The sequence below is a fragment of the Cellulomonas algicola genome (assembly GCF_019024305.1).
Classification (GTDB): Bacteria; Actinomycetota; Actinomycetes; order Actinomycetales; family Cellulomonadaceae; genus Cellulomonas; species Cellulomonas algicola.
Map to the genome: position 1 here is coordinate 33730 of NZ_JAHKSJ010000021.1, position 14808 is coordinate 48537.

Here is a 14808-nt window from a genome sequence, read left to right on the forward strand (position 1 = left end):
AGCTCGCCCGCACGAGGTGAGGCGCACGTCGCCGGTCCGCTAGAGCTGTTCAGGATCGAGGTCCGAGATCCGAGCCACGAACTGCCTCTGGCGCGCCCGGGCTTGCTCCACGCCGCTCGTCGCGGCGGTCGTCTGCACCACGAGATCCTGCAGGGGGCGCGAGAACGGCTCGGACATGAGTCCTCGCAACGCGACGTCGAGGGCCTCGCGGTCCCGGTGCTCGCCCGCGAGCGCCTGAGCAAGGGCGAGCGATGCGTCGGCGATCGTGCTCGACATCCGTTCGATGTCCGGGTCAGCCCAGGCGAACTGTGTTCCGGCGACGCCCTTGAACGGCGTGTCGCGGACGAGGTCGAGCGCACCGCGCAAGAGGTCGACGAGGGCATCGCCCGAAGCGCCGGCGGCTTCGTTGGCGAAGCGTTGGAACCTCCGCCAATCGCAGTCCACCTCGTGGCCCAGCCGGTACATCCCGTCCGGTCCCACGAGCGGGAGCACTTCTTCGCCGACCTTCTGCCTCGTCCTGTAGACGAGTGCGTTTCGAGTTCCGGCGCTGATCCTCGCGCCGTCCCACAGCACGTCGTCCAGCTCGGCGCCGGTCGCAGGTCCGTGAAGGGCGAGGTAGACGATGAGTTCGGTCATCCTCGGGCTGAGACTGTCTGTTGGCCTCCGCAGGCCTTCGATCTCCACGTGGCCGAGCACGCGGACGAGTACCGGATCGGCGTTCTCATCAGAGCTCCGGGCGACCGCCGTTTCTGGCGGCTCCCTCAGGAGGTCGAGCGGGTCCCCGCCCGGAGCTGGTGCTACCTCCGCCGGTGCCGGCGGTACGGACGTCAGAAGCAGTTCATGGAGGCGCTCGGTCGTGGCAGCGTCGAGTCGCTGAGGGCGGAACCGGATCTCCCAGGGCACGAGTGTTGCCTCGCCCTCAGGCGAGATGTCGAGCCGCCATCCGGCGGCTGCGCTGTCTGTCGTGACCAGCGCGGTACCGCTCCACGGCGCGCTCTCCGTGCCCACTGCCTCGTGCTCCGCAAACACGATCGGCATGCTGGAGTCGCCCGCATGGCGATCTCCCCGTGCTTGGAGGACGTCGTCGACGCCGGTCGCCGTGAGGTGGTGCGCGACGTGTCGCGCGAGGGTCTGCCGTTCGGCGTCGTCGTGTCGCCCGCGCATCCGATGTGCCTCGAAGACCTCGGCCAGCCGCGACCACTCGGAGTCGACGACGACGGTCACGTCGCTGGAGAGCGGAGACGTCGCAAGCTCGACGAGCAGCGCTCGCACGACGTCCTGGACGTGAGTCTGCCCGGTGACGACGAGCGTGCCCGCTGCCTCGAGGTTCACGAGCAGCGTCTGCGACTCCGTATGACCAAGGACGACGACGAGAGGGTGCGGGACGGACTGCTCGCTGTCCTCCATCGGACGCTCCGCCGCGATGTCCGCGGTCGCCGCCCGCCACGTGCGGCTGTCGACCGCGACGAACGGGGTAACGGGCTGCACGAAGTCTTCCGTCAGGAGCACGGTCAGGGAGTGCTCGTCGAGGAGCATCGCGCCGATCCGTGGGAGGTCGAGTCCGGCGTCGAAGCACCGACATCCGAGGTTCGCGAGCGCGACCTTGAGGGCTGCCGGGCTCACCGGCGCCGGTGCCGCCCGGAGCGAGCGCTCGGCGGCAGCCGCTCCGGAATCCGGAGTCGGCATCGGGATGAGCTCACCTGGCCGGCGCGCTCGGTGCTGGAGGCGGCGGCGCCGGACGATCTCTGCCACGACACCGGCTGCACCGAGCGCGGTCAGCCCGAGGTACCAGAGCTGCTGGTTCGCCTCTCCAGGTTGGTCAGTGGTGCCCTGATCCCGACCTGCGCCTGCCGCGAGGTCCGCCAGAGCGGGTGCTGTTGCGGCATCGCTCAGCTCGGCGTCTGGCGTGGCAGTCTCCTCGAGAGGCGACCCGACGGCAGGCGTCTGACTCCCAGTGGCCGCGCTCGGGCGCACCGGTTCTGACGTCGCGGCCGGCGAGGTGATCTCGGCTTCGGCTGCCGGGAGGGCAGCGTCCATGCCGGGCATCTGCAGGACCCACCCGGGCCTGATCAGGTCGGGGTCCGTCAACGTGGTGCCGTCGCGCTGAGTGGTCCCGCGGTTCGCGTCGAGGATCTCGCCGTAGCGCCCACCGTCGCCAAGGTGCTCGGCCGCGAGGTCCCAGAGAGTGTCGCCCTGTTCGACGGTGACGGTCGCTGCCGCCTCGTGTGCGGGAGCCCCGGGTGCGGGCTGCACGCCCACCGCATCGCTCGGGAGCTCAAGCGTCCAGCCGGGCAGGATCCAGTCAGCGTCCTCGAACGTCCGACCATCGGCCTGCAGGCGGCCTGCGTTGAGGTCCCGGATCTCGACGTACCGCGCACCGTTGCCCAGGTGGCGTTCGGCCAGGCTCCACAGGGTGTCGCCCCTCTCGACGCGGACGATCGGTCCGGTGGTGGGCGTGACCCCACCGTCGACCGCGGGCTCAGGCACAGACTCAGGCTCGGGACTCAGCGGCGGTCGCTCACCATCGGCTGGCCCGTGCGGTACCACCGGCGCGGACGCCAGCGTCGCCGGCGACGCGAGGGCCGGCGTTCCAAGCGCGGCCACTCCGGAGCCGACCGAGCCCAGCAGCCACACCGACGCGACGAGCCTCGCGGCCACGCGTTGCACCCCTGGCAGGCCGGGCAACCGCGGTGATGCCGCCCGCTTGAGGCTCGCGACGACCTCGACGACGACCGATGCAGTGAAGGCGAGCCACGCGAGCCACGCCGCGGCGGCGAGCACGAGCAGGAGGAGCGCGCCGTCGTCCGGACGCGTGACGAGGTCGGCCGGGCTCTCGGACGCTGCGAAGGCCCCGCCCGGTACGTAGGAGGGGGCCAGGGCGACAAGCGCGAACGGCACTCCGAAGACGAACGCCGCCAGGGTCGCTACGGCAGCGAGCGCGCGGACGACGTCGTGGGTGTCCCGAGCCGTCTCCGATCGCGCAGATGACGCGGTCATGGCGCACCTCCTCCTGTGCTGTCGACCAGCGTGGCCGAGGCGCTCCCTGTCACCGTGAGCTGCTCGATCCCGAGGAGGCCGAGGAAGGCGGTGGGCGCGGTGTCGGTGACGGTGACCTCGACGTGCGTCCGGTCGCCGCTGACCGTGACGGAACCGGTCGCGCCCACGGTTGCCAGGTACGCCTCCGCAGCACGCACGGCGACCGCTCGATCGACCCGGTCGTGCTGGCCGATGACGGCGGCGGGCAGGTCGAGTGCCTGGCCGCCGGCACGAGCCGCCTCTGCGGCCACAGCATCGGCGCGCTGCGTCGCCCGCAGCTTCGCTCCGCCGTCGGCGACAAGCCCGACCAGCACAAGCAGTCCGAGCATGCTGATGGCGACGAACACCGAGACCGATCCCCGGTCGGAGTCCGCGACGAGAGCCTGCAGGCGGGCGTTCATCGCGACCGGTACCTGTCGAGCGGTGACGTCGACGACGTGGTGATCGAGCGGGAACCGGGGATCCCGGGCGCCACGAGGTCGCCGAAGGTGACCAGGCAGACGATGGAGACCGAGACGCTGCCGTCGCTGCCCAGTCGCGCGGCAAAGCCGCTGGTGTCGACGCTGATGCTCGAAGAGGTGCAGCGCGCTTCGTTGAGGCCCGCCCGGGCTGCAGCTGTCGCCGCGTCTCGGGCACCCTCCGGAGACCGAGCGAGCGACGCCTCCCGAGCGGCCGCGCGCGCTGCCTGCTCGACAGCAGCTGCCGCGGTGGTGACCCGTCCGGCCACGACGACGAGGGCCAGGAGCAGCAGCAGCGCAGGCGCGATGATCGCGAGCTCGAGAGTGACCGAGCCGCGGTCGTCGTGAGGTGGCAGGCGCATCATCCGGCGTCCTCCCTGACGAAGCGCTCGACGGGCGCGTGCGCGGAGGCCTGGACTGCGAGGCCTCCGACGCCGGGAACGACTGACAACGAGCGGCCCGTCACCACCACCGTGATCTCTCCGACGCGCCCTGCCGAGGTGGCAGTGGCATCGACGAGCGTGTCGGACCCGTGGGCAGCGATGAAGGACAGTGCGCTCGCCTGTGCGACGCCCGGCCCAGCGTCGAGCGCGCGGCCGGCGGCGACGCCCTCCTGCGCGGCCGCGGTCGCGACCGACTGCGCGTGGAACCACAGCCCGTACTGGATGAGCGCGGTCACGATCAGCAGCAGGGCGGGGAAGAGGATGACCAGCTCGACGCTGGCCGACCCCTCGTCCCGCGGGCGCATGGCTGACGACATCAGTCGCCGTCACGTGATCTGGTCGACCCGCCGCTGGACGGCGGCGGTGATGGCGACGACGAGCACGCCGGCCACGGCGATGAGGCCGAGGATGATGATCACGAGCTCGAGGGTCGAGGCGCCGGCGTCCGACCCCGCTCGCGAGCGCACCCTCGCTCGAGCGGACGTCATGAGGCTGTCGAGGTAGGCGAGGGCGAGGAGCGGGAGCATGAGGTCCTCCGGTCAGGCGAGCAGGATGCGCACGAACGCGGGATAGCCCAGGAGGGCCATGAAGCACAGGCCGAGCAGCGAGACCGGCACGACCATGTGCTCAGAGGCGGCGTTCGCCTTGGCGACGGACGTCGCGAGCAGCTGGGTACGGAGGGAGGCGGCGCGGGCGCGGAGCGTCGCGTAGACGGCGGCGCCGTCGCGCCCGGCGAGGCGCATGATGTCGGCGACGTCGCCGAGCTCGGGGACTCGTGTCGCTGCCGCGAGCTCGGTGAGGCCGTGCCACGACGGCAGGCCCGCGAGCTCCGCCCGGAGGAGGGCGTCCCGGATGCGCGCGAACTCACGCGACCCTCCGACGCCCGCCGCTCGGTCCAGCGCCTCCGTAGGTCCTGCGTCGCCGAGCCGCTCCATCGCGACCAGCTCGAGGAACACGCACGTCGCCGCCCGCATCGACGCTCGCGCGGTGACCGCCTGCTGGCGGACGTTCACGTCGGGAAGCAGGAAGAAGACCGCGCCCAGCGCGACGCTCGCCCCGACCGGCACACCAGCCGGAAGGCTGACCCCCGCGACGAGCATCAGCCCGGACATCACCGGGGGAGCGGCGACACCGACGAGGCCGTAGAGGATCTTCCGCGCCGCGAGATCCTCCGGCGACATCTCGACCATCCGCAGGTCGCTGGCGTACCGCGTCAGTCTGAAGACATGAGCGGCCGGAGGGAGCGCGCGGTCCTGGAGCGCGCCCCATCGCGTCGTCCTCGGCGCACGGCGCGATGGGGACGACTCCGTCAGCGAGCGGACAGCTTGGACCACGTCGGGCCGCGCCGGTCTGAGGCCCGCCGTGACGACGACCATCCCGGCGCCCACGAGCCCGCCGGCGATCAGGATGACGAGGTTCGCCGTCATCGTGCACCGTCCGGGGCCGCCAGGAAGCGAGGGGAGGGCGGGCTGAGAGTCAGCGCACGCACCCACAGCAGACAACCCGTGAACGCGCCGGCGATCGCCAGAAGCACCAGCTGCCCGAGTCCGTCGCCGTACGGTGCCAGGTAGGAACCGTTCAGCATGAGCACCGCGGAGACACCGAGCGTGATGAGCGTGACGAGGCGAGCGGTCGACCGAGGCCGGGCTCGCTCGGCCTCCACCTTGCGGCGAGAGGCCACCTCGTCGGCGACCGATCCGGCAGCGGCGGTGAGCACGGAGGAGAGCCCAGGCCCGCGCCGCCGTGACGCGAGCAGGAGGGATGCGACGACGAAGTCGCCGGCGGCGTCGTCCAGGTCGTCGGCGAACGATCGCAGCGCCAGTTCGGTCGTCCAGCGCGCCGAGAGTCGCGCGGAGAGTGCGCCGACCTCGCGCGAGATCGGCGCAGGGGACGTCCCCACCGACGCCTGTAGCGACTGCTCGAGGCCGACACCCGTGGCGAGCACGTCAGCAAGACGCCGTGTCCACTCCTCGATGGCCTCGACGCGCAGGATCGCCCGTGCCGCGACCCTCTCGGACCCGAGCAAATAGGGAAGGCCGAAGACGGCGGCGGCGACGATGACACCGGCCACCGGCCACGACGACGCCACCCACGCCGCGACCCCGCTTGCGCCGGCGGCGAGCCCCCGCCAGCGGTGCCAGCCGGCCGCAGAGGCCCGTCGCCGTGAGATCCGTCGTGCGCGGGGCGCGTCCGCATCGGGACGTCGCAGCAGCCCGATGCCGACGAACACGAGCCCACCCGCCAGCGTTGCGCCCGCTACGGAGGCCAGGACGCTGGTCATGAGCTAGCCCCCGCCTCGTGCGCTGCCCAGGTGCCCATGGTGTGGTCGAGCAGTCGCTCGTCGAAGCCCGCCCGGACGAGGTCCGCCAGGCACGCGGGTCGGTGGAGCGGGACGGCGCGTCCGTCCGGACCGGGCCCGAAGACCGTTGTCGTCGTAGGCCGGTTGCGCTCGCCGAGTCCGTCGATCTCCACGACCTGGGAGACGAAGCGCTCACGCTTCCCAGGCGGTGGCTCGTCGACGAGCTCGATGTGCACGAGAAAGTCGACCGACCCGGCGAGGAGGCGGTAAGCGAACGTGTCGGTCATGTGCACGCCGGCCGAGAGGCACAGCGTGACGATCCGGTCGACCGCGTGATGCGCCGACCGCGAGTGCAGTGTGCACAGCGAACCGTCGCCGGTCGACATCGCCTCGAGCATCGGCAGGATCTCGGCCCCCCGAACCTCGCCCACGATGATGCGGCGCAGGTTCAGCCGCAGCGCCGTGGTGACGAGCTCGGTCAGAGTGACCTCGCCCGCACGACGCCCGAGCGCATCGAGCTCGGCCGAGCCCTCGCGGGCTTCCATCGCGACGACACGTGGGTGCCGGTCTGGGAGATCGTGCAGGTGCAGCTCGTACTCCTTCTCGATCGTGGCGAACCGCTCCATCGGGTCGAACTCGTTCGCCAGCGCCCGGACCAGCGTCGTCTTGCCCGCGTTTTGGAGACCTGTCACGACGACGTTCTTGCCGGCTCGGACCGCAGCTCGCAGGAAGGCGGCGAGGACGGTGTCGAGCGAGCCGAGCGTCACCATGTCGTCGAGGTCGACGTCACGGACCCGGTGCCGGCGGATGACGACGTGCGGCCGCGGCGTCGTCCAGGCGACCGCAGCGAGACGTGAGCCGTCGTCGAGCCGGAGGTGGAGCGCCGGGTGCGCGGACGAAAACGTGCGCTCTGCGGTGCCGGTGCGCGCCGCGAGCAGCTGCAGCACCTCGATCAGCTCGTCGTTCGAGTCGGCCACCGGGGCATGGCGGACGATGCGACCGTCCGCATACGACACCCAGACGCGGTCGTGCCCATCCACCTCGATGTTCTCGACCGCCGGGTCGTCGATCAGGGGCTGGAGGCGCCCGAGGCCGAACAGCGCGGCCATGACAGCCCGCCCGGTCGCCAGTTCGGTCTCGAGCAGCCACGGGTCCTCGCCACGGCGGACGCGGTCTCGCGCTCGTTCGCTGAGCTCAGCGGCGACCAGCGACCGCGCGAGCTCCCGACGCGCCCCTGGGGAGTCGATCCGCTGGGCCTGCAAGCGCTCGGCGAGCCGTGCCGCGACGACCGCTCGCACGTCGCGGACGAGCGAGAGGTCGGCGGCGACCGAGTCCGCGGGGGACTGGATGGCGACCGACGTCGCGGCGAAGGGCGACCCTGCGGCGTGGCCGTTCCTGTGGTCGATGCCCACGTCACGCCCGGTCACGGCGCCACCGCCATGGGGTCCGGCGCGAGCTCGGTGAGCCGCTCCACGACGGCGCGAGACGACCGCACGAGTCGCGAGGCGGCGAGACGGTGCGAGTCGAGAGACGCCGGCGAGCAGAGCGTCGTTGCAGCCGAGCGGTCGAACGCCAGGGCAAGGACGTCGGTTGCGCCGATCGCGTCCGCCATCTCGGGTGGTCGGTATCCACCGGCGTCCACGAGGATGCCGAGCGGCGGGGTACGACCAGCGCGTTCGGCTGCGATCGCCCTCATCGCGCTTGCGGCTCGAACGGCTGACCCGACCTCGGGCCGGACCACGAGGGCGACGACGTCGGAACCGGAGATCCAGGGCGTCGGCTCCCACCGATGCCCGATCCGACCGACGTCCACCACGACGTCGATCCCGTCGTCGGAGAGGTCTCGTGCGACGTCGAGGAGCGCGGGCCAGAGCGTGAGGAGCGGGCGTGCCTGTCGGGGCTCGCTGACGCCCGGCAGCACCATCCGGCTCGCCTCGAGGTCGAGCGCAGCCGTCCGCTCGATGACCGAGCTGGGCGACACCGCCCCCCGGTCTGCCGCCACCAGCGAGACCCCGACCGACTCCGTCGGCGTCCCCAGGAGCGCGCCTGCCAGAAGTCCGGAACCTGCCGGGTCCGCGTCGACGAGGAGAACCCGCCGCCCCGGCCGTCCGGACGGCCACGCGGCGAGGAGGGCGAGCGCGGTCGTCGTGACGCCCGGTGCGCCTCCTGCAGAGCACAGCGCGACGACGGTCATGGCGAGACCTCAGCCGGGAGGACCACGATCGCGAAGCGCCCCGTCGCGGCTCGTGTCGCGAGGTCGGGTCCATCGTCCGTTCTGGTCACGACGTCGACGACGACCGTCCCGTTGACGTCGGGGGAACCGACTCGGACGACGCGAGCCTCATGCGTCGAGGGAGCGCCGGCGACGGGGTCCGCGCCGGGTGGAGGAGCGTCGACCACGAGGAGCCGGTCGCCCGCAGCGAGTCCGCCCGCCGGAACGCGCTCAGGCACGAGGGGAAGAGGTACGAGCGCCTCGTCGGCTCCGACGATGCCGCCCGTCGCGACATCGTCCGGGGAGACGAGGCTGCCCCGCGTGAGCTCGGTCGAGGCGACGAGACCGACAAGGTCGTCGGCGTCGCCCGCCCGCACCGCCCGCACAGTGGGGTCGAGCGAGGCCGAGGTGGTCGTGAGGTCGGCCGCCGTGATCGTCGCGCCGTACGGCACGTCGCGGGCCATGACGACAACCTCCTCGCGGTCTCCGGCCGAGGACACCAGCCACGCCACCGCGAGGGCGCCGACAGCAACCATGGCAACGCCTGCGATGACCAGCGACGGTCGACGCCGCCCTCGTGGCGCGATGGTCAGCGGTGGCCGGAGATCCGGCCGAGCCGGGGATCCGTCGTGCGTCTGCTTCTCGCTGGTGGCCGTCATGGCCCCTCCTGCTTGGCTCACTGCTGGGTCACGAGCACCTGCACCTCGTCGATGCGGACACTGGCCGTGGACTGGCGCGTGACGGTGAGGGAGCCCGACGCGCCGCCTCCGCTCCAGGTCACGTCCCACGTCGTGGTGGCGCTGATCGGGAAGACCCCGTTCGCTTCGGCCGTCGACGGGCGGTCGTAGATGTGCTGGCAGGTCGGGGAGGTGACTCCGCCCTCGACGTACGGGGTCCCGGGCGAGGCGCAAGTCTCCGATCGCCCGTCACCCATCGACCAGGCGATGTGTCGCGCCTTAGCGGTGGCCGTCACAGAGAGCCCGGGCACGCTTGCCGTCGCCGAAGCGGGCCCCCACGTCGACGGTGTGACGTCTGTCCACAGCCAGACAGGGACACCGACGACGCCAGCCTCGTCCGGGCCGATGGTGAGCCGGATCATTGGCCCGGCGAGCTCGAGCAGCGACACCGCCCGCTGGGCGAGCTGCTGCGGCGTGATCGACGTCCCGCCGTACCCGGGTGGCTCGGCCGCCGACCAGACCCAGCCCTGGCGCCCGCCGGGCTGGGTACCGACGCACGACACGGAGTAGATCGCGCCCTCGGGGTGGTGGCCGGCCCAGATCACGTCGGTGGCAGGTGGCTGGACGTCGAGCTTGCGCCAATAGCAGTCGTCGCGGTCGTTGAACCACCCGAGCGGGCTCTGGCACGGGACCTCGACGCCGGTCGCAGAGACGATGCACCGACGCTCGGCGCCGATCCCGCTGCCCCCGCCCGCGGGCGGTGCGGGCTGGGCGGGCGCGCCCGGCGTGCCGACGTCGATGACGCAGAACGTCGAGTGCGGCGAGCAGACGACCTCGCCGCTCGTACCGAGGCCAGAGCCGAGCGCGAGTGCCACTGCGACAGCACCGTCGATCAGCATGGCGCTTCGTGGTCGACCACTGACGACCGGATGGTCCAGCGGTCGACGTAGTAGTACGCGGTGCTCGTCGTTGTCAGCTTCGACGCCTGGCCAGGCTGCGCCGCGGACTCTCCGGTCGCGGCGTACACCGGGGTCCAGTTGGCGCCGTCGACGCAGTCGACGATCGTGGCCGTGCCCTGCTCGCCGACGACGATTTCCGAGACGTGGGGGGAGAGCGTCGGTTCGCCGAGGACCTTGATGCCGTTGCGACGGAACGTGTAGACGCCAGAGATGACCTCCGCGAACGCCGTGTCGACGGCGAACCGCTCGAGCTCCGCACCCGGCTCCACGGTGGGGTCGCTGAACGCCGTCACCTTCGCCGCCCAGTAGCCACGGTAGGCATCAAGGATCGCGGCCTCTGCCGAGGCGGTGGCGGGGTCCTGCGTCGGCGTCGGGCTCGCCGACGGTGTCGGAGATGCCGGCGAGGCAGTAGTCGTGGGGGTCGGGTCCGGTCCCGGCTGAGTGCAGCCAGCGAGGAGGACCGCGCCGGCGAGGAGAAGCCCGCCCAACGCGGAGCGCGTGGAGATGTGTCGATGCCTCATCGGACACCCGCCCCCTGCGCGGTTCGCGCGCCCGCGAACCGGCTCGACGACTGCGTCGGAGCGCCCATTGCACACCCTTCGGCGCGACGCGCGCATCTTGGGCACGTGTCCCAGAGCATCGTGGACGTCGTCATAGGTGCAGGTGTGCCACGAGTCTGCCAACGCGCGCCGCTGATCCGGTCGGATCTGTGGACAGGCTCACCGCGAAGCGGGCTGTGGACCGTCGAGCGGCGCGCCACTTCGCTCCGCGGCGAGCACGGGGGACCGGTGTCGGCGTACGCGGGTCGAACGAAGGGCGGCGCGCATCGGTGGCGTGGCGGCTGCGGCCGGACCGTCACGCAGGATCCTCGCGATCAGACCGGACCATGTCGCCGTCCCACGCAGCGCCACGCACAGACGACGCGCCTGCCACGGCGGGAGATCGAGGTCGCGAGCCATGTGCCGCCAGCCGAGCGCTCCTGAGCGTGGATCGTTCGAGGCGTCGGGAAGGTCGACGACCGCGCGGACGATCCGCCGGGCCTCCTCGTCGGGCCACCCGTTCTCGACGAGCGCCGAGACGACGCAGTCGATCACCGGGAGGAGCTCGCCGGCCGCGGGCTCGGGCGTCGCAGCCTCCCAGCCGTTCTCCAGGAGGACGTCGAGGCTGAGCGGCAGCCGGACGGGCGCCGAGCCGTCCGCCGGGCGCAGCAGCTCCCATGCTCGACGCTCGACCTTGCCGTACCGGGCCGCGATCACCTCACCCAGCGCTGCTCGCTTGGCCGCGCGCCAGACGACGCCCCACGGCGACTCGGCACGCCGGAGCGCCGGCTTCGTCATCGCGATCCACGCCGCCTGCCACGCCGAAGCCTCTGCTTGCGACGCGGCGAGGCCGCGCAGACCCACGTCGATGGCGAGCGGGCGAGCGATCTGGACTCGGACGAACGTCAGGAGCTCCGTCGCGCTCGGTCCGTCCCAGCCCTCGACATCGATGCGGCCGAGCGCCGCAAGCAGCGATGCGTGGTCCCTGGACGTTTGCGGCGGCTGGCCGCGCAAGCTCGTACTCATTGTGGCCTCCGAACTGTCGTCGGAAGCGACACTGCTCACGCGCGCTAGACGCAGCGCTGACGGCGAGCCCGCGACTGTCCAGCGTCTGCGCACGTCATCAACGCGTCACCGCGACGTCATTCAAGGGCACGTCCGTCTGTCGACCACGGGGCACGGGCTCCCTCGTCTAGGTCGCACGCTCCGGGCCGTGGGTGTCACCTCGAGCGCGACCCACGTGCGGCCTGGGTGCAGAGCCTTCGCAGCAACAACAACCGAGAGCTCGTCGACGCGATTGTGGCGATGGTCGCCGAAAGGGTCGCGGATAACCGCCGATTACACTGTCGCCTCAGTGGGACGACACTCGCGGCCCACTCCGCATCGTCCGCCATGCCGTCCTTCATGGCGCCCAAGCTCTGCCCGGGGCCGATGCATGGCCTATCGGCGGCCGGGCCCGGACTAGCCCGACCGATCAGGCGAGCCCGGGGGACGTCGGACCCCACTCCGCGATGAACTGCTGGACGCTTGGCGATCCGTGCATGCTCCATGCCCAGCCGACGGTGCTCTGGCCGTAGCGAGTCGCCACGTCGTCAAGCGCTATGAGCGCGTTCGCCCACTCCGGCTCTAGTGCCGTACGGAGCTCGTACCTGAGCGAGGACCTGTCGACGAGCTGCTCAATCACAGGCACCGTGCGGTGGGCGTAAAACGTTGCGAAGCCGGGAAGCGTCTGGAAGCCGGCGTGCGAGGGGTCAGCGAGAAGCGCCAATGTGCACCAGAGGAAGTCGAACTGGCACAGCGAGTCGAGTACGGCGTCCTGGTCGAGGATCGGTCCATGGAGTTCGAACGATGCTCCACCAGTGACGTCGTCGGCCAGGAGTGGGAGTTCGCCCGCCTTCACGCGTGCGAAACGGATCAGCGCGCCGGGTAGTGGCTGATCGACGGCGCCAAGAAGGTGTGCTCTAGAAGCCATCGTGCTGGCGTGGCGAATCCATGACTGGTAGCGGGACGAGCCCTCGAACTCTCGCACAGGACTCAGGTCGGGTGGCATCGCGAGCTTGCCGACGAACGCCCACGCCTCCTCTCGCACGGCGAGGCCCCCCAGAGCCATCGCTCCGGCTGCAATCGTTCGCCAAAGGAGCGCGCCCGCGAGGTCGCCAGCCCGCTCCTTCATCGGGCGACGGTAGAGGTCGACCATGCACGTCAGAACGGTGTTGAGCAACCCTTCATCGTCTTCGAGGATCGCGTGGGCGCCAGCGATGAACAGTCGGTCGAGCATCGGCAGGACCGCCGATAGGTCGTTCGGATCCTCGCGATGCCAGGCGGTCGCGCGAACGCGACGGCGCAGCAGCCGCCCAAAGCTCTCGCTTTGCGCAGATTCGGCGAGAGTGTCCGCGAAGGCACGCGGCTCACTGTCGAAGTCGACGGCCAACCGAAGCGCTCGTTCACTGGTGGGTGGCGTCGCGGCCATGATCTGCTGTATCTCGTCGCTTGCCACCTCACGAGCCTCGGCACGGATCTGATCAACGAGCCGGGCGAGGACCTCAGCCCAGTCGCGGTGTTCAGCAGGGACGCACTTCGTACCGCGGCGGACGTACACCTGGCCGGGGCGGAACATGACCGCAGAGCGTGGGTTCTGCGGCTCGACCGTTCCCTCCTTGGTGAAGATCACCGGGAGCCGATCTTGAGTCGGGCCAACGAAAATCACGGCGACGAGGCGTGCGGCCCGCTCGTGAACCTTGACGTGGAGTGTCACCGTGCCGGAGATGAAGGATTCGACGATCTGCGAGAGGTTCGCTTCGTCGAATTGCCGTGGATCGATTGGCGGTTCGTCGTGGTCGAGTGAGCCGTCGTTGTCGGCACCGACGACGATGTACCCACCAAGCCGCGTGTTGGCGAACGCCGCCACGCAGACAGCGAGCTCGAGCCGAGACTTCCGCCCAGCCTCCGACTTCGACAGATCCCACCCACGCTTGTAGTCGAGGTGCTGGGTCTCGTGCCCGACAGCCAAGAGCTCTGTCAGCTTCTCGTCATTCACGGTGCCGTCGACGGCAAACAGCTCGGTCACAGGATCGATCCTCTCAGCCGGCGATCCACGAGCGCGGTCGTGCGAGTGTTCCAGAACGGACAGTCACAACGGTGCATGGCGCCCTCGCCTAAGCCGCGAAGCGAGGCTGTGGTCATGTCAGTCGATGCCAAGGTCGTCGCGGATCGCCCTCCGAAGCGGCGGCTCAAGCGCGTTCATTTTCGGCTCGATCACGGACCAGGTTATAACGTCTCCCTCCGTGGAACCGAGACTCATTACCCATTCTCGATATGTCTCCGCGGCATCATTTAAGGCCTCAAACACCCCGGTGTCGCCCAGGAGGCCGACCTCGAAGACGAGCCGTTCGAGCTTCCACCATTCGGCGGGGTCAGGCGGGACATGCGTCTCTCCCTCTGCGTGCGCCCGCTGCTCAGCGAACAACGACTCGCGCATCTCGCGACGCACCGCGCGCAAGCCCCACAGCGCCTCGATGTAGAGATCCTTGCGTTCGGCACGACGCGCCTCCTTGTCCGCCCGGCGGTTCGATAGGGCCGTTGAGATCGCCTGCCAGCCGACCGTCAACAGACCACCGAGAAAGGCGCCACCGAGACCGACGAGCGCGACCTGGACGTCAGTAGGGAACTCCACGGCCGAGACGCTAGCGGTCGAGAACGGGAGGCGAGAGCGAAACCGCGAAGCGCGACGCGCGATGGGCGCGAGCAGACTTCTGCTCGTCCTCCATCACTGCCCGGCGCCGGGCGAAGGGACGGGCTCGAGCGCGATGCCCGGTTGACACGCCGGCGCGGCGGGGCGGCGGAAGTGGTTCTCGTAGATTCCGACGAGGTCCAGTTGCGATCGAGCAGCCACTGCAGTTTGCAGTCCGTCCGTCAGGCAACAAGAACTACAGCCTCCATCTCGCTCTTGGAGACGTCCATCGGCAGGATGTCACCGTCGACGGCGGCTTGGCGGAGGGCGGCCGCAAGGTCGTCTGCCAGCCAACGGTGCCGCGGGATCAGGTGGGGCCGAGCAACGTGCTGGTCTGTTAGTCGCCTCGACCTCGTCGGTCAGCAGCAGCTCGCAAAAGACCACGGTTGAGGACATTGCGACGAACGGCCTCGGCGAACCACTTCACATGCTCGATTCCCGGGCGTCGTCGGCTC

General features: G+C 70.6%; 14 protein-coding genes. All 14 read right to left on the reverse strand.

All coding sequences use genetic code 11. From position 1 onward, the window contains the following. Positions 1–39 precede the first annotated feature (39 nt). The 14 genes from KOV94_RS15775 to KOV94_RS15840 all read right to left on the reverse strand — a co-directional run bounded on the left by KOV94_RS15775 (position 40) and on the right by KOV94_RS15840 (position 14296). On the reverse strand, positions 40–2997 hold the full coding sequence (locus KOV94_RS15775) for an AfsR/SARP family transcriptional regulator (RefSeq protein ID WP_218052565.1): 2958 nt from the start codon (positions 2995–2997) through the stop codon (positions 40–42). Next, complete coding sequence (locus KOV94_RS15780; RefSeq protein ID WP_218052566.1) at positions 2994–3437, reverse strand: pilus assembly protein TadG-related protein; 444 nt, start codon at positions 3435–3437, stop codon at positions 2994–2996. The genes KOV94_RS15775 and KOV94_RS15780 overlap by 4 nt, the downstream gene beginning before the upstream one ends. Next, on the reverse strand, positions 3434–3859 hold the full coding sequence (locus KOV94_RS15785; RefSeq protein ID WP_225916815.1) for a TadE/TadG family type IV pilus assembly protein: 426 nt from the start codon (positions 3857–3859) through the stop codon (positions 3434–3436). Before KOV94_RS15785 ends, KOV94_RS15780 begins: the two co-directional genes overlap by 4 nt. Further along, the gene (locus KOV94_RS15790) at positions 3856–4254 is read right to left on the reverse strand and encodes a TadE/TadG family type IV pilus assembly protein (protein ID WP_308160596.1); all 399 of its coding nucleotides are present in this window, start codon (positions 4252–4254) and stop codon (positions 3856–3858) included. The genes KOV94_RS15785 and KOV94_RS15790 overlap by 4 nt, the downstream gene beginning before the upstream one ends. 9 nt (positions 4255–4263) lie before the next feature. Further along, positions 4264–4464 carry a hypothetical protein gene (locus tag KOV94_RS15795; RefSeq protein ID WP_168676193.1) on the reverse strand — a complete coding sequence of 67 codons (201 nt, stop codon included), beginning with the start codon at positions 4462–4464 and terminating at the stop codon, positions 4264–4266. Positions 4465–4476: 12 nt separating this feature from the next. Further along, on the reverse strand, positions 4477–5127 hold the full coding sequence (locus tag KOV94_RS15800) for a type II secretion system F family protein (protein WP_218052568.1): 651 nt from the start codon (positions 5125–5127) through the stop codon (positions 4477–4479). 233 nt (positions 5128–5360) lie between these two features. Further along, positions 5361–6218: a type II secretion system F family protein gene (locus KOV94_RS15805; RefSeq protein WP_218052569.1), complete on the reverse strand. Its 858-nt coding sequence runs from the start codon at positions 6216–6218 to the stop codon at positions 5361–5363. Continuing rightward, complete coding sequence (locus KOV94_RS21355; RefSeq protein WP_218052570.1) at positions 6215–8023, reverse strand: TadA family conjugal transfer-associated ATPase; 1809 nt, start codon at positions 8021–8023, stop codon at positions 6215–6217. Before KOV94_RS21355 ends, KOV94_RS15805 begins: the two co-directional genes overlap by 4 nt. Positions 8024–8426: 403 nt before the next feature. Next, positions 8427–9107, reverse strand: coding sequence for an SAF domain-containing protein (locus KOV94_RS21420; protein WP_372449489.1), 681 nt, complete (start codon positions 9105–9107; stop codon positions 8427–8429). Positions 9108–9124: 17 nt separating this feature from the next. Continuing rightward, complete coding sequence (locus tag KOV94_RS15820) at positions 9125–10024, reverse strand: hypothetical protein (protein ID WP_218052572.1); 900 nt, start codon at positions 10022–10024, stop codon at positions 9125–9127. Then, entirely contained in the window at positions 10018–10605 is a 588-nt protein-coding gene (locus tag KOV94_RS15825) for a hypothetical protein (protein WP_218052573.1), read from the reverse strand. The genes KOV94_RS15820 and KOV94_RS15825 overlap by 7 nt, the downstream gene beginning before the upstream one ends. A gap of 198 nt (positions 10606–10803) precedes the next feature. Further along, the gene (locus KOV94_RS15830; protein ID WP_218052574.1) at positions 10804–11688 is read right to left on the reverse strand and encodes a hypothetical protein; all 885 of its coding nucleotides are present in this window, start codon (positions 11686–11688) and stop codon (positions 10804–10806) included. 409 nt (positions 11689–12097) lie between these two features. Next, positions 12098–13690: an AlbA family DNA-binding domain-containing protein gene (locus tag KOV94_RS15835; protein WP_218052575.1), complete on the reverse strand. Its 1593-nt coding sequence runs from the start codon at positions 13688–13690 to the stop codon at positions 12098–12100. A gap of 117 nt (positions 13691–13807) precedes the next feature. Then, entirely contained in the window at positions 13808–14296 is a 489-nt protein-coding gene (locus KOV94_RS15840; RefSeq protein WP_218052576.1) for a hypothetical protein, read from the reverse strand. Positions 14297–14808: the final 512 nt, after the last annotated feature.

Bases quoted from the DNA above. Each gene is read 5' to 3' on its own strand.
- KOV94_RS15785 (WP_225916815.1), bottom strand. From the start codon at position 3,859: ATGATGCGCCTGCCACCTCACGACGACCGCGGCTCGGTCACTCTCGAG.
- KOV94_RS15805 (WP_218052569.1), bottom strand. From the start codon at position 6,218: ATGACCAGCGTCCTGGCCTCCGTAGCGGGCGCAACGCTGGCGGGTGGG.
- KOV94_RS15790 (WP_308160596.1), bottom strand. From the start codon at position 4,254: ATGTCGTCAGCCATGCGCCCGCGGGACGAGGGGTCGGCCAGCGTCGAG.
- KOV94_RS15820 (WP_218052572.1), bottom strand. From the start codon at position 10,024: ATGCTGATCGACGGTGCTGTCGCAGTGGCACTCGCGCTCGGCTCTGGC.
- KOV94_RS21420 (WP_372449489.1), bottom strand. From the start codon at position 9,107: ATGACGGCCACCAGCGAGAAGCAGACGCACGACGGATCCCCGGCTCGG.
- KOV94_RS15825 (WP_218052573.1), bottom strand. From the start codon at position 10,605: ATGAGGCATCGACACATCTCCACGCGCTCCGCGTTGGGCGGGCTTCTC.
- KOV94_RS15800 (WP_218052568.1), bottom strand. From the start codon at position 5,127: ATGGTCGAGATGTCGCCGGAGGATCTCGCGGCGCGGAAGATCCTCTAC.
- KOV94_RS15780 (WP_218052566.1), bottom strand. From the start codon at position 3,437: ATGAACGCCCGCCTGCAGGCTCTCGTCGCGGACTCCGACCGGGGATCG.
- KOV94_RS15775 (WP_218052565.1), bottom strand. From the start codon at position 2,997: ATGACCGCGTCATCTGCGCGATCGGAGACGGCTCGGGACACCCACGAC.
- KOV94_RS15795 (WP_168676193.1), bottom strand. From the start codon at position 4,464: ATGCTCCCGCTCCTCGCCCTCGCCTACCTCGACAGCCTCATGACGTCC.